Raw genomic sequence first — 20213 nt, 5'->3', positions numbered from 1 at the left:
CTCCCATCCGCGGAAAATCGGAGGCACGGTCGCGCGGCCGCACGGGATCATCCGGCATGACCTCCCTGACGTACGACTGGCGGCTCACCCACGACCTCGACGCGTTCCTCGGCACGGCCGGCGACTTCCTCCGCTCGCGGCCCGACCGGCACACCGTCGCGCTGACCGTGACGGAAGCCCTGCGCAGGCGGGGGATGAGCCAGTACGGCGGGAGCGCGCCGGTCTTCGGGATCCTGGAGCGGGACGGGGCCGTCCGCGGCGCCTTCTTCCGTACGCCGCCGTACCGGCTGAACCTCACCTCGCTCGGCGAGCGGGACGCGCGGTCGCTGGCCGCGCTGCTCGCGGACGCCCGGACCGAGGTGCCCGGGGTCTCCGCCGACAAGGACACCGCCGAGCTCTTCGTCGAGGCCTGGGGGCTGCGGACCGGCGCGAGGGCCGAGCGGCTGCGGAGCGAGCGGCTGTACCGGCTCGCCGGAGTGACCGTGCCCGAGCCCGCGCCGCCCGGCCGTGCCCGTGTCGCGGACGCGGGCGACCGGGACCTGCTCGCCCGTTGGTACACGGAGTTCGCCGAGTCCATCGGAGAAGGCGCGCACCGGGACCTCGGCGCCTGGGCCGACGAACGGATCTCCTACGGCGGCGTCACCCTCTGGGAGACCCCGGACGGCACCCCCGTCGCCATGGCGGGCGTGACACCACCGGTCGCCGGACAGCTCCGGGTCGCCCCCGTCTACACCCCGGCGCCGTTGCGCGGCCGGGGCTACGCCGGTGCCGTCACCGCCGAGGTGAGCCGCGCCGCGCTCGCCACCGGCGTCCGGGAGGTGCTGCTCTTCACCGACCTGGCCAATCCGACCAGCAACGGCCTGTACCAGCGCATCGGTTACCGGCCCGTCTCCGACTTCGCGACCTTCGACTTCACGTACGAGGGGTAGCGCGGGGCGGTCGGACCCGGGGCGTTCCGGGTCGTGGCCGTCGCCGGTGTCAGGGCCACAGCAGTCCGGTGGTCCAGCCGGTCTCCGCGCGGCGGTAGACGAGCCGGGTGTGGCGCCTGCGGGCGTCGCCCTGGAAGAACTCGACCTCGTCGGGGCGCAGACGGTAGAGGGTCCAGGTGGGGGCCGGGGCGTCCGGGGCGCTCTCGGCCCGCTGCCAGGCCGCGTCCGAGGCCCGGTCCAGCTCGGCCCGCGAGGGCAGGACCTCGCTCTGCCGGCCCACCAGTGCCGCGGCCAGCGCCCCGGTGGAGCGGGCGTGCAGGTCCGCGAGGCTCTCCTCGGGCGACGCGGCCGTGACCGGGCCGCGGAGTCTGATCTGGCGTCCCTGCGCGGGCCAGTAGAAGCCGAGAGCGGCGTACGGGCGGGCGGCCAGCTGGTGTCCCTTGCGGCTGGTCACGTGCGAGGCGAACGCCCAGCCGTCCTCGTCCGCGCCGTGCAGCATCACGATCCGCACGTCGGGCAGGCCGTCCTCGCCGGTCGTCGCGAGCGACATCGTGTGCGGCTCGGCCTGTCCGGCGGCCGCCGCTTCGGCGAACCACTCCGTGAACAGCGTCAGCGGTTCGGCGGGCGCGGTCGCCGGGTCGAACGACGGCAGCTCGGCGTCCCACACCCGCAGCGACCGCAGCAGGTCGTGTAGATCTGTTCCCATGACCCGATTATCGCGCCAGGAGCTGACCCGTGCCGGAGGCTCGGAGGCCCACGCTCGTGGTGGTCCGGAGGCCTCACCGTCGGGAGTGCGAGGACGAGGGCGAGGGCGAGGGCGGGTGCGGGGGCGGGGCCACGCGTCGGGACGTACGGCCGTCGTCATCGTCCTCGGAGTCGTGCTGCCGCTTCTGCTCGCCGGGTGCGGCTCCGTCACGGAACGGAAGTCCTCGCTCACCGCACCCGAGCTCTTCTATCTGCGCCCGTACGGCGACAGGACCGGGTCCAAGGCCAAGGTGCCCTTTCATGTGCAGGCCGAGGACGTCGGAGCGAGCCGTGGCTCCGTGGCACGGGACCACCGGCTGACCGTCGACGTGAGCGGGTCGGAGAGCGTCGTGCGGCTCAGGACCGTGGGCCTGGGCGGGAACGGCCCCCGGTGCCACGGCGGCACGGTGCGGGTCACCTGCGAACTCGGCGGCGGCTACGACAGCTGGGCCGACCTGGACCGCGTGTACCCGGTCGCCGCGAAGGGCAGCGGACCCGGCGACACGGGCGTCGTCCGCTTCACCTTCACGACGGGCGACGGGAAGAGGATGACGACCCGCACGAGGGTCGTGGTCGGCGAGCCCGTGGTGAAGGTGAGGACTCTCAAGTCGATCGTCGGCGTCCGCCCGGGCGCCGACGTCGCCGTCCCGCTCGTCGTCCGCAACGACGGCGAGGTCCCGGTGAAGGGTCTCGGCCTGAAACTCGGCTCGGAATTCCTGGACTTCCGGCAGCGGTACGCCAACTGCCGCTATTCACTGCGGAGTCACGGAGGCACGGCGGTCTGCCGTTTTCCCGGGCTGCGCATCCCGCCGGGCGGCGCCGTGGTCCTGCGTCCCGCGGTGCGTCTGCGCGCGTCGAGGACACGGACGTACACCTCGTTCAGTCAGGTGGCCTGGCCGCTGGATTCGGGGCCCGGCCGGGACATCGCGGTGTCGTCGCGTGGCGATCACGGCGACGGGCCGGCCCTGAAGGCCGTGGTCACGTCCGCACGCGACACGGACGGCACCTTCACCGAGGGGCCCGTGTCCACCGCCGTGCGCCTGGACATCCACGCCGACTACGAGGTCTTCGGCGTCGAACTGCACGGCAGCTCCGGTGTGCGGCGTCAGCTGCGGCTGAGGGTCCGCAACAACGGGCCCGGCAACCCCGGCAACGCCATCAGGCTCGTCTTCACCCCGCCGCCCAGTGATGTGGTGAAGGAGCCCATGCGGGAGATCGACGTGGACGCCTTCGAGCCGCTCTGCGACTCGGCCGACGGGACGTACACCTGCCCGGTGGACGAGCTCGACCCGGGGGAGAGCCGCGACTTCGTGTTCACCCTGCGCCTCTACGGGCCGGGGGAGGGCAGCGTGACCGTCGAGGACGAGATCCCGTCGGGCGGTCGCCGCGACGCGAACCCCGGCAACGACACGGCCGCCGTCACCGTCCTGCCCTGACCGGCCTCACGCCGTCCGGGCGCTACCGCCCCAGCACCACCGTCCCCGACGAGCAGAACCAGCCGCCCGTCCCCGACGCCACCGCCAGTTCCGGCAGGGTGCCGTCGGGGCGGCGCACCTGGCGCTCCGGCGGGAGCTCGCCCCGTAGCTGTCGTACGGCCTCCACCAGCAGGAACAGACCGCGCATGCCGGGATGCTGGGCCGAGAGGCCGCCCCCGTCCGTGTTCACCGGCAGTTCCCCGCCCACCAGGAGCCGTCCCTTCGCCGCGTCCACGAAGGCGCCGCCCTCGCCCTTGGCGCAGAAGCCGAGGTCCTCCAGGGTCACCAGGGTCATGTAGGTGAAGGCGTCGTAGATCTCCGCGAGGTCGATCTCGGCCGGGCGTACCCCCGCCCGCTCGAACGCGAGCCTGCCGCTCACCGCCGCCGGGGAGACGGTGAAGTCCTCCCACTCGGACATGGTGGTGTGCGAGACGTGCTCACCGGTCCCGAGCACCCACACCGGGGCCGTGCGGCAGTCGCGCACGTACTCCTCGGCCGCCAGCAGCACCGCCGCGCCGCCGTCGGAGCGGAGGCAGCAGTGCAGCTTGGTGAACGGGTCCGCGATCATCGGCCCGGACAGGACGTCGTCGACGGTGACGGGGGTGCGGAACATCGCCTCCGGGTTGCGGGCCGCGTTCGCGCGGGTCTGGACGGCCACCGAGGCGAGCTGTTCGAGCGTGGTGCCGTAGGTGTGCATGTGGCGGCGCGCGGCCATCGCGTACTTGGCGACGAGCGTGTGGCCGTAGGGGACCTCGAACTGGAGGGGGCCCCGCGCGCCGAAGGAGAGGTCGCCGGTGCGGCGGCCCGCCCTGATGTCGGCGCGGGCGGTGGAGCCGTAGACGAGCAGGACGGCGTTGGCGTGGCCCGCGGCGATGGCGTCGGCCGCGTGGGCCGCCATGACCTCCCAGGTGGACCCGCCCACCGAGGTCGAGTCGACCCAGGTGGGCCGCAGTCCCAGGTACTCGGCCACCTCGGCGGGGGCCAGGACGCCGAGTCCCGCCGAGGCGAGTCCGTCGATCACCGAACGGTCCAGGCCGGAGTCGGCCAGGGCGCGGCGGGCGGCCTGGGCGTGCAGCGCGTACGCGGTCGCCTCGTCCACCCGGCCGCAGTCGGAGAGGGTCACACCGACGACGGCGACCTTTCGACGGCCGCGGCCCGTACTGGCATGCGTCATGAATCTGACGGTACATCAGATGTCCGCTCCGTCGGGAGGCGTCGCACCCCTGTGCATCTGGGACCCCCCGCCCTAACATGACGGCCCGTCAGATCGGCTTGCCGGATCAGTCCGCCGCGCCGGCCCGGGGTCCCCGGGACGCCCGCCGTCCGGCGAGGGAGGAGCCCGCCCATGGACGCCCGTCTCACCGCGGAGCAGGAGGAAATCCGCCGCACGCTGCGGGAGTTGCTGGACAAGCGGTGCGGCCCGCAGGAGCTGCGGGCCGCCGAACGGACCCCGGCCGGCTACGACCCCGCGCTCTGGGAGGCCCTCGCGCGGGACCTGGGACTGCCCGGACTCGCCCTGCCCGAGGCGTACGGCGGTGTCGGCTGCTCCCTCACGGAACTCGCCCTCGCCTGCGAGGAGTCGGGCCGTGCCCTCGCCCCCTCGCCCCTGCTGTCCAGTGCCGTCCTCGCCGCCCCGCTGGTCCTGGCCCTCGGAACCGGGGCGCAGCGCGCCGCGCTCCTGCCGTCGCTGGCCTCGGGCGCGCTGACCGCCGCCCTCGCGGTCCCCGGCACGGGCCTGGCCACCGCCCTCGGCCTGGCCGGGGACAACCGCGGCGACTGGGCGGGCGGCGGCCGCGCGGGGGGAGTGCAGGCGCGCCGGGCGGACGGCGTCTGGCGGCTCTACGGTCAGGCGGCCCAAGTGCTCGACGGCCACAGCGCCGGGCTGCTGGTGGTGGCCGCGCACACCGGCGGCTTCGCGCGGTCGCGGACGCTGCTGTTCCTGGTGAGGGGCGGTGCCGAGGGGCTCGTACGGACACGGCAGACCGCCCTGGACCCGACCCGGCCGCAGGCCAGGATCGAACTGCGTGACGTGGAGGCCGAGTTGCTGGGTGACGACGACCGGGCCGATGTGCCCGCCGCGCTGGCTGCCGTCGGGGACGGGGCCGCGGCCGTCCTGGCCGTGGAGGCCGTGGGCGCCGCCGGCCGGGCGCTGGAGCGCACCGTCGAACACGTGGGCAGGCGTGAGCAGTTCGGGCGGGCGATCGGCTCCTTCCAGGCGGTCAAGCACCGGCTCGCGGACGTGTACGTGGCCGTGCAGTCGGCGCGCTCGGCGGCGTACTACGCGGCCTGGGCCGCAGGGGCGGGCGGTGAGCGCGCGGGTGGCCTCGCCCTCGCGCAGGCGCTGGAGGCGCTGCGCACCGCCGCCGCCGAGGGGATCCAGCTGCACGGAGGCATCGGCTTCACCTGGGAGCACGAGGCCCATCTCTACTTCAAGCGCGCCTCCGGCGACGAACTGCTCTTCGGCCCCGCCCACCGACTGCGCGCACACGCGGCGGCCGCGGCGCGGCTCTTCGACGGTGGAGAGGTGACGGTCTGATGGCGACGGACGGAGGGGCAGGCGTGGGTTCGGCCGGGGACGCTCGGCCGGGTGGGGGAGCCGGGGGGCGGCGGGCGCGGGGTGTGCGGGTGGTGCAGCGGGTTTCCTCCACGCGGGCGTTCGCCAGGGTGGCCCCTCACGTCGTACCGGCCCTGGACCGGGCCGTGCACCGGCTCACCCGCGGCAAGGTACTGCTCAGCGCCCAGATGCTGCCGGGGGTCGTGCTGACCGCGCGCGGGGCCAGGAGCGGTCTGGAGCGCCGTACGCCACTGGCCTGCATGCCGGAGGGCGCCGCGCCGGGAGCGGAGGCGGGGTCCGGCTGGATTCTCGTCGGGTCCAACTTCGGCCGCGACAGCCATCCCGCCTGGACCGCGAACCTGCTGGCCCGCCCCGAGGCCGTCATCAACTGGAGGGGCGAGGACATCCCCGTCACCGCCACGCTCCTGACGGGCGAGGAGAGAGCGGCGGTCTGGAGGACGGTGCTGGCGTTCTGGCCGCCCTACGCCACCTATCAGGCCCGGGTGGACCGGGAGATACGGCTCTTCAGGATCGTACGCAGGGAGGTGCCCGCCGGCTCCGCGAAGGGCGGGGCGGACTCCGGGTGAGAGGGGCCGGACGCGCAGCGGGCGGCGGTCCGCCGGAGGGTTCCTCCGGAGCGAACTGCCGCCCGCATGACAGGAGCTGGAGCGTTTCGGACGCGGGAATCTACTTCGTCGGCTTCTTCCCGGTCACACCCAGATACACCAGAAGCGCCAGGTTCGGCTTGAGTTCGGCCTGTTTGACGCCCCAGGTCTGGAACCCCTTCTGGTGCGAGGCGACCGCGGCGAGCATGGCGACGAGGGAACCGGCCATCGCGGCCGGGTTCACGTCCTTGTCGACCTTGCCCTTGGCCTGGAGTTCGGTGACCGAATCCGTGAGGGAGTTGTTCACGGAGTTCAGGATCTTCATGCGGATCTTGTAGAACCGCTTGTCCCCCTCGGCGGCGCCGAGGTCGACCACGCGCAGAATCGCGTCGTTCTTCCGCCAGAACTCCAGGAATCCGTCCACGAGTTCCTGTGCGGTCTGCCATCCGGCCTTGCCGACCCATGAACGGCCTTCGAGCAGCTGGGTCAACCCCACGCCCTCGGCGGCCATTTGCTCGGCGATCTCCAGGACGGCACCTTCGACGTCCGGGAAGTACTGGTAGAAGGTCGCCGGTGAAGTGCCCGCCTTCCGGGCGACGTCAATGACTTTGACGTCCCGGTAGGGCGACGAGCTGAGCATCTCGCTGAGGCAGTCGAGCAGCTTCTGCCGGGTCGCCTGCCCACGTCGTCCGGCCACGCGGCCGTCGACGGTACGCACTTGTCCTGTCATGCCGTCAGCTTACCGAGGGGTGATCGGAGCGCGATTCGGCCGACTGCAAATGGGGTGCGACCGTGATCGGCCCGTTTCGGAAAGGCGCCCTTTTCTCCTCCGCGAGGCCCCTGAGCAGGGACGGGACGTCACCGGAGCAGGTGCGCACACCCTGCGGGATGGCGAAAGGGCCGTTAGCTTGGCCGCATGGCCGAATCAGCCGTTTTCGCCGGGTTCCCCGAGGGCGTGCCCTGCTGGGTCGACGCCCAGCTCCCCGACGTGGAGGCGGGCAAGCGCTTCTACGGTGAGCTCTTCGGCTGGACGTTCCCCGAGGAGCCGGGACCGCAGGGCTGGGCGGAGCTGGACGGCGACCCGGTCGCGGCGCTCACGCCCAAGCTGGACGGCCGGATGCCCACCGTGTGGACGGTCTACTTCGCGACACCCGACGCCGGGGCGCTCTCGCGCCGGATCACGGGGGCGGGCGGCCGGATCATCGCCGTCCCCACGGCGGTGGGACCGTCGGGCGAGCTGGGCACGGCCGCCCTCGCCACCGACCCGGAGGGCGCCGTCTTCGGCTTCTGGCAGCCCGGCACCCACGCCGGTTTCGCCAGACGGCACGAGCCGCGCACCTTCTGCTGGGCCGAGCTCTACGCCCGCGACACCGCGACCGTCGACCGCTTCTACGGCACCCTCTTCCACGACGCGCTGTTCGGACCCGACGCGACCCCCGATTTCGGTCGCGTTCCGGTGACGGGAGTCTTTCCGGCCGAGATGCCACCCCACTTCCTCGTGCACTTCGGGGTCGAGGACTGCGAGGAGACACTCGGGACGGTGAACCGGCTCGGCGGACGGGTCCAGGTGACACCCTTCGACACGTCGTACGGGCGGGTCGCCGTCGTCACGGACAACCAGGGCGCGTCCTTCGCCGTGCTCCAGCGGTGAACGCGCCGCCACCAGGCGTGACGCCCGCCCGGCGGTGAGGCCGCCCGGGCCCCGCCGGACACCGGGGACGCCCCGCCGACGCCGTCCGAAACGCTTCCGCGTTCGTGGGCACGCCATTTCGACGTGAGGGACGGCACTTCCGGGGCCCGGAGCGGGGTACTTCTGGGGTGAGGGGCGCATTTCGGCCCCGAAGCGTGGCGCCCCGGCGACCGCACTCCTGCCGGGGTGGCTGATTTGTCATGAGACACCCCGATCCGCCCCCGGGTTCGCAACCGGCGGCTCGGCCAGGAAGAATCGGGGTGCGTGCCGCCATGGCGGTGCGGTGGTGAGACGCTGCACTGGGCCGCGTTCATACGTGGATGACGCGACCCGTACGGGGAGGTGGCAGGCAAGTGGTGGATCAGCTGACGCAGCACGATCCGCGCCGGATCGGGCCGTTCGAGGTGCTGGGCCGGCTGGGTGCCGGCGGCATGGGGCTGGTCTATCTCGCGCGCTCGGCCTCCGGCCGGCGCGTGGCGATCAAGACGGTCAGGACCGAGCTCGCCGAGGACCAGTTGTTCCGGGTCCGCTTCTCGCGCGAGGTCGAGGCGGCCCGCGCCGTGTCGGGCTTCTACACGGCGGCCGTGGTCGACGCCGACGCCCGTGCCGCGGTGCCGTGGCTGGCCACCGCCTACGTCCCCGCGCCCTCGCTCGAAGAGATAGTGAACGAGTGCGGGCCGCTCCCGGCCCAGGCGGTGCGCTGGCTGGCGGCCGGTGTCGCGGAGGCGCTCCAGTCGATCCACGGCGCCGGACTCGTCCACCGCGACCTCAAGCCCTCGAACGTCCTCGTGGTCGAGGACGGACCGCGCGTGATCGACTTCGGCATCGCGTCCGGCGTCTCGAACACCCGTCTGACCATGACCAACGTGGCCGTCGGCACCCCCGCCTACATGTCGCCCGAGCAGGCCAAGGACTCCCGCAGCGTCACCGGCGCGAGCGACGTCTTCTCGCTGGGCTCGATGCTCGTCTTCGCGGCCACCGGACACGCACCCTTCCACGGCGCCAACCCCGTCGAGACGGTGTTCATGCTGCTCCGCGAGGGCCCGGACCTCGAAGGCCTGCCCGACGAGCTGCGCCCGCTCATCGAGTCCTGCATGCAGATGGACGCCACCGCGCGCCCCAACCCCGCCGACCTCCAGGCCCAGCTCGCACCCCACCTCTTCGGCTCCGGCTCCGACGACAGCGGTACGGCGTCGGCGTGGCTGCCCGAGCGCGCGGTGGGCCTGATCGAGACCCGCAGGGGCGGCCGTCCGCCGGTCCAGCAGCCGGCCCAGGGAGCGGGCCGCGGCGGGCGTCCGGCCCTGCCCCCGCCGCCCTCGCACGCCCCGGTCGCCGTGGGCGCGCCCGACACCGGCCCGGTGCGTCTCGCGGGCGCCAAGGTGCCCATCGGTCCCGGACCCCGGGTCCTCGACGCCCGCGCGGCGGCCGTGAAGGCGCCGCCGCCGGAAGCGGGGCTCGCCGCGTCCTGGTCCCGGCCGCGCATCGGCGTGAACGGCGCCGAACCGGCGCCCGTGCCCACGGCCGCGCCCCCGGCGCCCGACGCCGGCGCGGGCTGGCGCCCCTGGCGCTTCCGCATGTCCAACGACGTCTGGGGCACGCCCTCGGTCGCCGACGACCTCGTCTACGTCACGTCCTTCGAGGTCCACGCCCTCGACGTCGCGACCGGCAGGCGCCGGTTCAAGACCCGTGACGTGGCCTGGTCGATGGCGGTCGCGGACGGCCGTATCCACGCGTCCGACGGACCGACGCTGTACGCGCTGGAGGCCAGGGAGGGCGCCGACCTCTGGCGTCTGTCCACGGACGCCTGGGTCTACTCCCTCCAGGCCGACCGGGGCACGGTCGTCACCGGCACGCGCGGCGGCGGCGTCCAGGCGTGGGAGGCCTCCAACGGGCAGAAACTCTGGGAGATCAACGGAGCCCAGACGGACTTCGAGTCCGCCGAGGCCGGTCCGGCGATCCACGACGGCACGGTCTACGTCTGGAAGGACGCGCGGCTGCGCGCCCTGGAGGCCCGTACGGGTGAGGAGCGCTGGTCGTACCCGATCGGCGACGCGGCCTCCTGCGGCGGCGTGCCGGTCCGGATGACCCACGCCCCCGACGGCTACGTCTACATCTGCGCGGGCACCCGGGTCCTCGCCGTCGACGTGGCCGGCGGTCATGTCCGCTGGCACTTCGAGGCCCCGGCCGTCTTCCTCAGCCCGCCCACCTTCGCCCCGGGCCCGGCGGTGACGGGCGGCGGCGTCTACCTCGCCGACTACCTCGGCACGGTGTACGCGCTCGACGCCACCGACGGCCGTGACCGCTGGCGCATCGCCACCGAGTCCCGTGCCTCCACCGAGCCGGTCCTCGTGGCCGCCGGACACGTCCATGTCGGCAGCGGCAAGGGCCTGTACACGCTGGACGCCGTCACCGGCACCCCGAAGTGGCGCTTCCAGGCAGGAGGCGACCTGGTGGGTGCCCCGGCGGTGGCCGAGGGCCGGATCCACTTCGGCTCCACCGACCATCTCCTGTACACGCTGAAGGCCGACGACGGGCGGCTGCGCTGGAAGCTGGCCACCGGCGGCGAGATCACGGGCGCGCCCGTGGTCAAGGACGGTGTCGTGTACGCGTGCAGCAAGGACCGCTGTGTGTACGCGCTGGACGCGGAGAAGGGCACCGGAACCGCACGCACCACGTAGGTCACGGCACTCGCGTGACGGCCGCCGTACCGGGCACGGAAGGGTCTCCGGACGGCGGCCGTCGTTCGCGCGGACGGCCTGCGGAAGCCGCTCCGGCTGCGAGGTTACGCCCGGCGTGACCGGTCCGCCACAGGGAGCGAGCAGGGGACCGGGCCCTCTCCTGCCGGGTTCGAGCGTTCCTCCGGCCGGCCGGGAGCGCGGCCGGCTCCCGGCCCCCGCTCAGCGCAGCCGGAAGTCCGGGCGGCGGGACGTGAACAGGTCCCTCTGCCGCTCGGGCGGGAGGTTCCCGAGGGAGACGAGCTGCGGGGCGTGCGCGAGGGCCGCCGTCCGGGTCGCTTCCTGCGCCGACCACAGCGCCCGCACGGTCCCCTGGACGGCTTCCGGCGGATAGGTCGCGAGGACCGCAGCGCACGCGACCGCCGCCGCCAACGCCTCGCCCGGCGGGGTGAGTTCGGAGACCAGCCCCACCTCGTACGCCCGCCGCGCGGAGACCCGCTCGGCGGTGCCCATCAGTGCCATCCGCGCCACCTCGCCGAACGGCATCCGCTGCGCGAGGTAGACGGACTCGTAGGCGCTGACCATCCCGTACGTCGTGTGCGGGTCGAAGAAGGTGGCCTCCTCGTCGGCGACGACGAACTCCGACTCGCCCAGCAGATAGAAGGCGCCGCCGCAGGCGATCCCGTTCACCGCGGCGATCACCGGCTTCCACAGGTCGTTGGCCTTGGGTCCGATCGCGGCGAGCGGATCGTCCACCATGTACGGGGAGCCGGGCTGCGGCACCTCGGCGGCGCGGTCGATCCCGGTGCAGAAGGCCCGCCGCCCTGCGCCGGTGACGACCAGTGCCCGTACGGTGTCGTCGAAGCGGAACTCCCGCCAGGCGGAAGCCAGTTCGGCGGCGGTCGCGAGGTCGACGGCGTTGAGCCGGTCCTGCCGGTCGAGGGTGAGGACGGCGACCCCGGCGGCCTTGTCGACGCTCACCGTGAGCCCGCCGCCTCCCTCCGGCCCGCTCACGCCCGCTCCAGGACCCAGCGCGGCACGGTCATCCCGTTCACCTCGCCGAACACCGCCTGCACCCGGGCCCCGATCCGGATCCGGCGCGGCGGGACGGAGCCGATGGGCGCGTCCGGCCCGCTCACCAGGTTCCCGGCCAGCCGGATCCGCGGCGCCTCGTCCAGCTCCACCACGATCGCGTTGTACGGGGCCAGGGCCGCGTAGGCGGGAAGGAGCGGCGGATGCGGGACCACGTACGACCAGATGCGGCCCCGTCCGCTCATCCTTCGCCACTCGTCGGCGAAGGAGTGGCAGTGCGGGCAGCAGGGGCGCGGCGGGAAGCGCAGCTCACCGCAGTCGGCGCAGGCCTGGACACGGAGTTCGCCGCGGGCCGCGTAGTGCCAGAAGGGCGCGCCGTCGTCGTCGGGCACGGGGGACAGCAGGGATTCCCCCGTCCCCCCGGTCAGGCCGGTCCCATTTGTCCTGTCGGTCCTGTCGGTCCCGTCCGTCCCGCCGGTCCCGGCGCGCGTGGTCGTGCCGTCGATGTCGGTCATGTCGGCGTCCCGTCCCCTCAGTTCCTCAGCAGGAGCGCGGAGGTGGGGACCCCTTCCCCCGCGGTGACCAGACAGGTGGCCGCCCCCGGCACCTGTGCCGTACTCGTGCCCCGCAGCTGCTTCACGCCCTCGTTGATGAGGTTGAAGCCGTGCACGTAGGCCTCGCTCAGCCCGCCGCCCCCGGTGTTGACCGGCAGCCGTCCGCCGATCTCCAGCGCCCCGCCCTCGGTGAAGGCCGCGCCCTCCCCGCGCCCGCAGAAGCCGTAGCCCTCAAGCGACAGGGGTATCAAGGGCGTGAACGCGTCGTAGATCTGTGCCACGTCCACGTCCTCGGGGGTGAGGTCGGCGTGTTTCCACAGGTGGCGGGCGGCGGTCCAGGCGGGTCCCGTGAGCGGGTCGTCGTTCCAGTAGTTGACCATCCCGTGGTGCTGGGCGGGCAGGCCCTGGGCGGCGGAGTGGACGTAGACGGGACGCTGCCGGCAGTCGCGGGCCCGCTCGGCGGACACGACCACGCAGGCGAGCGCGCCGTCCGTCTCCAGGCAGTTGTCGAAGAGGCAGAGCGGCTCGCTGATCCAGCGGGCGGTCATGTACATCTCGCGGGTCAGCGGGCGGTCGTACATCATCGCGGCCGGGTTCTGGTTGGCGCGGTTGCGGCAGGCCAGGGCCACGTTGAAGAGGTGGTCGCGGGTGGCCCCGTACTCGTGCATGTACCGGCGGGCGAGCATCCCGATCTCGTCGGCGGGCCGCAGCAGCCCGAACGGCCGGGTCCACTGGGCGGGGGTGGGGAGCTGGACGGCCGTGTTCCGCCAGGGGCGCGGCCCGCTGCCCCGCTTGCGCGACCGCCAGGCCACCCCCACCGTCGCCTGGCCGGCGGTGACGGCGGCGGCCAGGTGCGCGACGGTGGCGCAGGAACCGCCGCCCCCGAAGCCGACCTTGCTGAAGAAGGTGAGGTCGCCGAACCCGACGGCCTTGGCGACCTCCACCTCGTCGGTCTCCTCCATGGTGTAGGAGGCGAGGGCGTCGACCTCGGCGGGCTCGATGCCGGCGTCGTCGAGGGCGGCGAGGATCGCCCGGCAGGCCAACGTCTTCTCGGACTCGGGCAGTTGCTTCGCGAAGGCGGTCTGTCCGATCCCGACGACGGCTGTGGCGTCCTTGATCCCTGGCATGGGTGACCTCCGCACACGGTCCCGGCTGCTGACAGGCCGTCAGGCTACAGCTAATCTGACGGTCAGTCAGCTAGTGGCGCTGCGGCGGGAGGTACGCGATGCGCGGTGACCTGGAGTGGGGCGGCGTCCCGGGGCTGGTCCGGTGGGCGGCGGCCCGTTTCGCGGACCGCGAGGCGGTCGTCGAGGGCCGAACGCGCGTCTCCTACGAGGAGTTGGGCGCCCGGGTGGAGCGTGCGGCGGCGGCCTGCATGGCGAACGGGGTGCGCGCGGGCGACCGGGTGGCCATCTGGGCGCCGAACACCCTGGACTGGATCGTCTCCGCCCTCGGCGCGGTGTCCGCGGGCGCGGTCCTGGTCCCCCTCAACACCCGCTTCAAGGGCGCGGAGGCGGCGTACGTGCTGGCCAGGAGCCGGGCGAAGCTGCTCTTCGTGACGGGAACGTTCCTCGGCACGTCGTACGTGGCGGCGCTGCGCCGGGCGGCGGGTGAGCCGGGGGAGGCGGGTGAGCCGGAGCGTCCGGGCCCGGCTCCCGTTCCCACCCCGGCCCTCTCGGAGCCTTCCGCTCTCTCGGCCCCCTCCGCGCCCTCAGCCCCCTCTTCCGGTCCGCTCCCCGGGCTTCCGTACCTGGAGCGGGTGGTGGTCCTCGCGGACGACGCCCCCGCCGACTTCCGTACGTGGAAGGACTTCCTGGCGGACGGCGAGGGCGTGGGGCGCGACGAGGTCGTCCGCCGGGGGGCGTCCGTGTCCGGCGGTTCCCCCTCGGACATCGTCTTCACCTCGGGGACCACGGGCCGCCCCAAGGGCGCCCTGATCACCCACGCCCAGACCCTGCGCGGCTACGGGATCTGGAGCGAGCTGGCCGGTCTGCGCGAGGGCGACCGCTATCTGATCGTGAACCCGTTCTTCCACACCTTCGGCTACAAGGCCGGGATCATCGCCTGTCTGATGCGCGGGGCGACGATGGTGCCGCAGCCGGTGTTCGACGTGGACACGGTGCTGGCGAACGTGGCCGCGGAACGCATATCCGTCCTCCCCGGCCCGCCGACCCTCCACCAGTCGCTGCTCGACCACCCGGCCCGTGACGCGTACGACCTGTCCGCGCTGCGGCTGGTGGTGACCGGCGCCGCGGTGGTCCCGCTGCGGCTGGTCGAGCGGCTGCGCGCGGAACTCGGCGTGGACACGGTCCTGACGGCGTACGGCCTCTCCGAGGCTAGCGGCATCGTCACCATGTGCCGCAGGGGGGACCGGCCGGAGGTGATCGCCTCGACCTCGGGCCGGGCGATCCCGGACACCGAGGTACGGGTGGTGGACTCCTCGGGAGCCCCCGCCGCCCCCGGATCCCCCGGCGAGGTCCTGGTCCGCGGCTTCAACGTGATGAGCGGCTACTTCGAGGACCCGGCCGCCACGGCGGAGGTCCTCACGCCCGACGGCTGGCTGCGCACCGGCGACGTCGGCGTCCTCGACGAGGAGGGCAATCTCCGGATCACCGACCGGATCAAGGACATGTTCATCGTCGGCGGCTTCAACGCCTACCCCGCGGAGATCGAGCAACTGCTCGGTCTGCACCCGGAGATCGCCGACGTGGCGGTGATCGGCGTGCCCGACAGCCGTCTGGGCGAGGTCGGCAGGGCCTTCGTGGTCCGCCGCCCGCACTCCGCCCTCACCGCCGAGGACCTGATCACCTGGTCCCGCCGGGAGATGGCCAACTACAAGGTGCCGCGCACGGTCGCCTTCGTCCCCCGGCTGCCCCGCAACGCGAGCGGCAAGGTGGTGAAGGGAGACCTGCGCGGCCGCTGAAACCGCGCCGGCCGCCCCTGGCACACGGCGACCGTCGAGGCCCCTGGCACACGGCGACCGCCCGGGCCCGGACACACGGCGACCGCGGCGGCTCCCCCTCCGCGCCGCCGCGGCCGATCCCCGTGTGGTGCGGCTCTGGTCAGACAGGCTCGCCCGTGGCGTGGACGTTGTCCGTGGACGCGTCGCCGGTGTCCTCGCCCGGGGCGATCGGGTTCTTGCCCTTGAGCGGCTCGTCGGTGGCGTGGACGTTGTCCGTCGTGGCCGTCGGCTCACCGGTGGCGTGCACGTTGTCGGTGCTGAGGTCGTCGCTCATGACTGGCTCCCCTGGCAGTTCTGTTCGTCGCGAAGTGCGATCGAGGTAGTCGGGAAGAACCCGCCCGGCAACTCCCCCGAGGACCGCCGGACGGGTACTTCTGGGCCGGTTCACCTTAAAGGTGTGGCCTGTTGTCGTTCCGCCTGCCCCCCGACGCGACGGATCGACAAGGAAGAGAGTGCCGGGCGGCGATAAACGAACGATGAACGCGCAGGCGCACGCTCTCAGGCGACGGCGAGCGGCTTGAGGAGCGCGCGCACCTCGTCCGCCTCCGGGACGCCCAGCCGCTCGTAGATCTCCAGGGCCTCGCGCCAGCAGACCTGGGCACGGCCGGGCTGGCCGATGCCGCTCAGGGCCTTGCCCAGCACGGTGAGCACGTTGCCGCGCCGCCAGTCGCCGCCGATCCCCCGCAGCACGGTGAGCGCCAGCTCCGCGTTCCCCGCGGCCTGCGCCGGCCGCCGGGCGGCGAGGTCCGCCTCGGCGAGACGGAACAGGGCCATGCCCTCCCACAGGCGCTGGCGGCTGTCACGGAAGACCTCGAGCGCCTCCCTGAGACGGTCCACGGCCTGCCCGAGCTGACCGCTCTGGGTGAGCGCCAGGCCCAGCGCGTAGCGGCCGTTGGCGCCCTTCAGCGCGTGGCCCATGTCGTCGTACATGTCCGTGCCCTGCTGGGCGAGGGCCACCGCGCTCGCGGTCCGGCCGGTGGCCAGATGGATGCGGGAGAGGTTGCACAGGGCGCTCGCCTCGCCCGGACGGTCCTCGCAGGCGCGGAAGTTCTCGATGGCGCGGTTGAGATGGGCCTCGCCGTCGTCGTGACGGTTCTGGTAGATCGCGATCACGCCGAGGATGTTGGAGGACCAGCAGCTGGTGAGGGGATCGCCGGTGGCGAGGGCGAGTTCGAGGGCGCGGGTGGCCGCCGCGTCCGCGGAGTCGAAGCGGCCGGTGATGTGGTGCACGAAGGAGAGGGTCGTGAGCGCCCGGGCCTCGGCGCGCGGGGCCGCGTGCTGCTGCGCGGCGACACGGGCCAGTTCGGCGATGGCCTCGTACTCCTTGGCGTTGGCCCCCGACTCGGCCAGGTCGCAGGCCGCCCACAGGAGGTCGACGGCGCGCGCCAGGGTCTCGGGTCCCGTCGACTGGCGAACGCACGCCAGGGTGCAGACGGCCTCGGCGTACAGCCAGTCCTGTGCCCGGTGCCGGTCCTCGAAGGCCAGCCCCGGGTACGCCGTCGGTTCCAGATGGTCCACCAGGCGGTCGCCGGGGCGGTCGAGGGCGTACACGCCCGCCGCCGTGCCCAGGTAGAAGTCCAGCAGCCTGGACAGGGCCGCCGTCCGCTCGCTGGGCGGCTGTTCGTCGCGTTCGGCGCACGCACGCGCGTAGAGCCGCACCAGGTCGTGGTAGCGGTAGCGGCCGGGGGCCGCCGACTCCAGGAGGGACGTGTCGACGAGGGACTCCAGGAGGTCCTCGGTGTCCTCCGCCGGGAGGTCGAGCACCGCGGCGGCGGCCGCGAGGGAGATGTCCGGGCCGTCGGCCAGGCCCAGCAGCCGGAAGGCGCGTGCCTGGGCCGGCTCCAGCTGGCCGTAGCCGAGTTCGAAGGTGGCCTTGACCGCCAGGTCGCCGGCCTGGAGCTCGTCCAGCCGGCGGCGTTCGTCGCCGAGCTTCGCCGCGAGCACCGAGACGGTCCAGGTGCGGCGGGCGGCGAGCCGGGACGCGGCGATCCGGATGGCCAGGGGCAGGAAGCCGCAGGCCGCGACGACGTCGAGGGCGGCCTCGCGCTCGGAGGCGACCCGCTCCCGGCCGACGATCTTCGTGAAGAGCTGGAGCGCCTCCTCGGGGGACATCACGTCGAGGTCCACGAGATGGGCGCCCGCCAGGTCCACCATCCGGATGCGCGAGGTGACCAGGGCGGCGCAGCCCTCGGTGCCGGGCAGCAGCGGCCGCACCTGGGCGGCGTCACGGGCGTTGTCCAGCAGGACCAGGACGCGGCGGCCGTCGAGGACGGAGCGGTAGAGGGCCGAGCGTTCCTCCAGCGAGTCCGGGATCGCGGAGTCCGCGGTTCCGAGGGCCCGCAGGAAGGCGCCGAGGACCGTCTCCGGCTCGGCCGCCCGTGATCCGGCGCCCTGGAGGTCGACGTAGAGCTGTCCGTCGGGGAAGGCCGCGCGGGCCTGGTGGGCCACGTGCACGGCGAGCGTGGTCTTGCCGACGCCCCCGATGCCGGCGAGCGCCGAGACGGCCATGACCCGGCCCTCCTCGGAGGAGGCCGCGGCGAGGACGTCGCCGAGTTCCTGGACGAAGGACGCCCGCCCGGTGAAGTCGGTGACGGTGGCCGGGAGCTGGGCCGGGCGGACCGGGGCGACGACGGGCTCCGCCTTGGGGGCGGAGGGTTCGGCGAGGCCCGGGTCCGCCTGGAGTATGCGCTGCTGGAGTTCCTTCAGCCCCGCGCGCGGGTCGACTCCCAGTTCGTCGGCGAGCAGCCGCCGGGTGTCCGCGTAGACGGCGAGGGCCTCCGCCTGGCGGCCGGAGCGGTACAGCGCCAGCATCAGCAGTTCCCGCAGGCGTTCGCGCAGCGGGTGCGCCGCGGTGAGCGCGGTGAGTTCGGAGACCGCCTCGGCGTGGAAGCCCTGTTCCAGGTCCATGTCGAGCCGGGATTCGAGGAGTTGGAGCCGCCATTCCTCCAGGCGGGCCCGCTGGGTCTCCGCGTAGGGGCCGGGGATGCTCGCGAGCGGTTCGCCGTCCCACAGGGCGAGGGCGTCCCGGAGCAGGTCGCGGGCGCGGGGCAGGTCGCCCGAGGCGCGCGCCTTCTCGGCGTCGGCGGCCAGCTCCTGGGCGTTCACGTGGTCGAGGGCGCCCTCGCGAAGGGAGCGGATGGCGTACCCGCCGGACTCGCTGACCAGGACCTCGGCGCCGAGCGCCTTGCGCAGCCGCGAGGCGTACGTCCGCAGGGCGGCCAGCGCCTGGGAGGGGGGCTCGTCGCCCCAGAGGGCGTCGATCAGCTCGGAGGCCGTGGCCGTGCGGCCGTCGCGCAGCAGCAGGGCCGCCAGCAGCGCGCGCTGTTGCGGGGACCCGGCCGGCAGCGGATCGTCCCCGAGCCAGGCGCGCACCGGGCCGAGCACGCTGAAGCGCAGCGTCGCGGGCTCCTCGGGGCCCGGATGCCACTGCTTCGGTACGCGCGGCACACCGTCCATCGCTTCCCCCTGCCGAACTGTCAGTGCAACGAGGCCAGTTTGCCTTGTTCAGGGCGGATGCGTCAGCCGTGCGAGACAGCGATCACAAGGCGGGGCCCGGGAGGCGGCGCGGTCTCACACAGGCTTCTCACACTTCCGCGCCCGTTCATCCCCGCGCCGCCGTCGGCCCCCGCCCGCGAAGGGCCTCCGGCGGTCCGTGAGCAGAGAGCTGACGGGTCGTCAGATCAGCGCTACCGTGGCCGGTATGGAGACCACGGAAACCGCGCAGAGCCCCTCGGCGGACGCCGGGGACGCCTTCCCGAGGATCATCTCGGTGGACGACCACACGGTCGAGCCGCCCGACGTCTGGTGGGACCGGCTGCCGGCGAGGTACCGGGACACCGGGCCCCGCATCGTCCGCGCGCCCCTGAAGGAGATGACCTTCCTGGGCGGGAAGTTCGCCCCCGTGATGGGGGCGCCGGGCGACGACGGCCCGGTCGGGGACTGGTGGGTCTACGAGGACCTGCACCGGCCCCTCACCCGTCTCGACACGGCGGTGGGCTACGCCCGTGACGAGATCAGGCTCGAAGTCATCACCTACGAGCAGATGCGCCCCGGTTCCTACGACGTGGCGCGGCGGCTGGCCGACATGGACGTCAACCACGTCCAGTCCGCGCTCTGCTTCCCCACCTTCCCGCGCTTCTGCGGGCAGACGTTCACCGAGGCGGCCGACCGCGAGCTGGCCCTGCTCTCGGTGCGGGCCTACAACGACTGGATGGTGGAGGAGTGGTGCGGTCCCACGGCCCGGGGGCGGCTGATACCGCTCACGCTCGTGCCGCTGTGGGACGCCCGGCTCGCCGCGGACGAGGTGCGGCGCAACGCGGCCCGCGGGGTGCGCGCGGTGGCCTTCTCCGAGATCCCGCCGCACCTCGGGCTCCCGTCCGTGCACACCGACGACTGGGACCCCTTCCTCGCCGCCTGCGACGAGACGGGCACGGTCGTGGCCATGCACATCGGCTCCAGCAGCCGGATGCCGTCGACCTCGGCCGACGCGCCGCCCGCGGTCGGCTCCACGATCACCTTCGCCAACTGCTGCTTCTCGATGGTCGACTGGCTGATGAGCGGCAAGTTCGAGCGCTTCCCGAACCTGAAGGTGATGTACGCGGAGGGGCAGATCGGCTGGATCCCGTACATCCTGGAGCGCGCCGACGTGGTGTGGGAGGAGAACCGCGCCTGGGGCGGGGTGGCCGACAAGGTGCACCGGCCGCCGTCCGAGCTGTTCGCCGGCCACGTCTTCGGCTGCTTCTTCGACGACGCGTTCGGCCTGCGGAACCTCGACGCGATCGGCGTCGGCAACGTCCTCTACGAGACCGACTACCCGCACTCCGACTCCACCTGGCCGAAGTCGAAGGAGGTCGGCGAGGCCCAGATGGGGCACCTGGCCCCGGACGTGGTCGAGCGGATCGTGCGGGGCAACGCGATCGACCTGCTGGGCCTGACGCCTGAGGGCCTCTGGGCCGGCTGAGCCCCGGATGTCCGCCTCAGCCTTGTCTGACGG

General features: G+C 73.4%; 16 protein-coding genes. 8 read left to right on the top strand and 8 right to left on the bottom strand.

Annotated elements, in window-relative coordinates:
• Positions 1 to 56 precede the first annotated feature (56 nt).
• On the top strand, positions 57 to 929 hold the full coding sequence (locus ACFWI4_RS14560) for a GNAT family N-acetyltransferase (RefSeq protein ID WP_387195271.1): 873 nt from the start codon (positions 57 to 59) through the stop codon (positions 927 to 929).
• A 49-nt stretch (positions 930 to 978) separates the two neighbouring features.
• Here ACFWI4_RS14560 and ACFWI4_RS14555 read toward each other — a convergent pair whose 3' ends face one another.
• Positions 979 to 1635 carry a pyridoxal 5'-phosphate synthase gene (locus ACFWI4_RS14555; protein WP_387195268.1) on the bottom strand — a complete coding sequence of 219 codons (657 nt, stop codon included), beginning with the start codon at positions 1633 to 1635 and terminating at the stop codon, positions 979 to 981.
• 172 nt (positions 1636 to 1807) lie between these two features.
• On the opposite strand from ACFWI4_RS14555, the gene ACFWI4_RS14550 reads away from it, so the two are divergent.
• Positions 1808 to 3109, top strand: a complete 1302-nt coding sequence (locus ACFWI4_RS14550) for a hypothetical protein (RefSeq protein WP_387195265.1) — start codon at positions 1808 to 1810, stop codon at positions 3107 to 3109.
• A gap of 22 nt (positions 3110 to 3131) precedes the next feature.
• Here ACFWI4_RS14550 and ACFWI4_RS14545 read toward each other — a convergent pair whose 3' ends face one another.
• Entirely contained in the window at positions 3132 to 4322 is a 1191-nt protein-coding gene (locus ACFWI4_RS14545) for an acetyl-CoA acetyltransferase (protein ID WP_387195262.1), read from the bottom strand.
• A gap of 171 nt (positions 4323 to 4493) precedes the next feature.
• On the opposite strand from ACFWI4_RS14545, the gene ACFWI4_RS14540 reads away from it, so the two are divergent.
• Together ACFWI4_RS14540 and ACFWI4_RS14535 are read left to right on the top strand one after the other, a co-directional pair.
• Complete coding sequence (locus ACFWI4_RS14540) at positions 4494 to 5684, top strand: acyl-CoA dehydrogenase family protein (RefSeq protein WP_387195259.1); 1191 nt, start codon at positions 4494 to 4496, stop codon at positions 5682 to 5684.
• 89 nt (positions 5685 to 5773) lie between these two features.
• The gene (locus ACFWI4_RS14535; protein ID WP_387195256.1) at positions 5774 to 6289 is read left to right on the top strand and encodes a nitroreductase/quinone reductase family protein; all 516 of its coding nucleotides are present in this window, start codon (positions 5774 to 5776) and stop codon (positions 6287 to 6289) included.
• Between the two features lie 100 nt (positions 6290 to 6389).
• Here ACFWI4_RS14535 and ACFWI4_RS14530 read toward each other — a convergent pair whose 3' ends face one another.
• Positions 6390 to 7037, bottom strand: a complete 648-nt coding sequence (locus ACFWI4_RS14530) for a TetR family transcriptional regulator (protein WP_385395285.1) — start codon at positions 7035 to 7037, stop codon at positions 6390 to 6392.
• A 186-nt stretch (positions 7038 to 7223) separates the two neighbouring features.
• Between ACFWI4_RS14530 and ACFWI4_RS14525 the strand changes: the two genes are divergently transcribed.
• Together ACFWI4_RS14525 and ACFWI4_RS14520 are read left to right on the top strand one after the other, a co-directional pair.
• Positions 7224 to 7958, top strand: a complete 735-nt coding sequence (locus ACFWI4_RS14525; protein WP_387195253.1) for a VOC family protein — start codon at positions 7224 to 7226, stop codon at positions 7956 to 7958.
• Positions 7959 to 8350: 392 nt separating this feature from the next.
• Complete coding sequence (locus tag ACFWI4_RS14520) at positions 8351 to 10675, top strand: PQQ-binding-like beta-propeller repeat protein (protein WP_387195250.1); 2325 nt, start codon at positions 8351 to 8353, stop codon at positions 10673 to 10675.
• A gap of 219 nt (positions 10676 to 10894) precedes the next feature.
• Here ACFWI4_RS14520 and ACFWI4_RS14515 read toward each other — a convergent pair whose 3' ends face one another.
• From ACFWI4_RS14515 to ACFWI4_RS14505, 3 genes are all read right to left on the bottom strand, one after another.
• A complete protein-coding gene (locus ACFWI4_RS14515; protein ID WP_387195247.1) occupies positions 10895 to 11686 on the bottom strand; it encodes an enoyl-CoA hydratase/isomerase family protein in 792 nt (263 codons plus the stop codon).
• Positions 11683 to 12108 carry a Zn-ribbon domain-containing OB-fold protein gene (locus tag ACFWI4_RS14510; protein ID WP_385395649.1) on the bottom strand — a complete coding sequence of 142 codons (426 nt, stop codon included), beginning with the start codon at positions 12106 to 12108 and terminating at the stop codon, positions 11683 to 11685. The genes ACFWI4_RS14515 and ACFWI4_RS14510 overlap by 4 nt, the downstream gene beginning before the upstream one ends.
• 128 nt (positions 12109 to 12236) lie before the next feature.
• Complete coding sequence (locus ACFWI4_RS14505) at positions 12237 to 13385, bottom strand: lipid-transfer protein (RefSeq protein WP_385395294.1); 1149 nt, start codon at positions 13383 to 13385, stop codon at positions 12237 to 12239.
• A gap of 98 nt (positions 13386 to 13483) precedes the next feature.
• Between ACFWI4_RS14505 and ACFWI4_RS14500 the strand changes: the two genes are divergently transcribed.
• Positions 13484 to 15181, top strand: coding sequence for a fatty acid--CoA ligase family protein (locus tag ACFWI4_RS14500; RefSeq protein ID WP_387195244.1), 1698 nt, complete (start codon positions 13484 to 13486; stop codon positions 15179 to 15181).
• Between the two features lie 139 nt (positions 15182 to 15320).
• On the opposite strand, the gene ACFWI4_RS14495 is transcribed toward ACFWI4_RS14500, so the two are convergent.
• Positions 15321 to 15494 (bottom strand): hypothetical protein, encoded by a 174-nt coding sequence (locus tag ACFWI4_RS14495; RefSeq protein WP_385395298.1) that lies wholly within the window; start codon positions 15492 to 15494, stop codon positions 15321 to 15323.
• A 224-nt stretch (positions 15495 to 15718) separates the two neighbouring features.
• A complete protein-coding gene (locus ACFWI4_RS14490) occupies positions 15719 to 18676 on the bottom strand; it encodes a BTAD domain-containing putative transcriptional regulator (RefSeq protein ID WP_387195241.1) in 2958 nt (985 codons plus the stop codon).
• Between the two features lie 244 nt (positions 18677 to 18920).
• Here ACFWI4_RS14490 and ACFWI4_RS14485 point away from each other — a divergent pair, with 244 nt between their 5' ends.
• The gene (locus ACFWI4_RS14485; protein WP_387195238.1) at positions 18921 to 20180 is read left to right on the top strand and encodes an amidohydrolase family protein; all 1260 of its coding nucleotides are present in this window, start codon (positions 18921 to 18923) and stop codon (positions 20178 to 20180) included.
• The last annotated feature ends 33 nt before the right edge of the window (positions 20181 to 20213 follow it).

Origin of the sequence: Streptomyces sp. NPDC127038, from assembly GCF_042725875.1 — a bacterium.
Lineage (GTDB): Bacteria > Actinomycetota > Actinomycetes > Streptomycetales > Streptomycetaceae > Streptomyces.
This window is presented reverse-complemented; position numbering and strand designations above follow the sequence as displayed.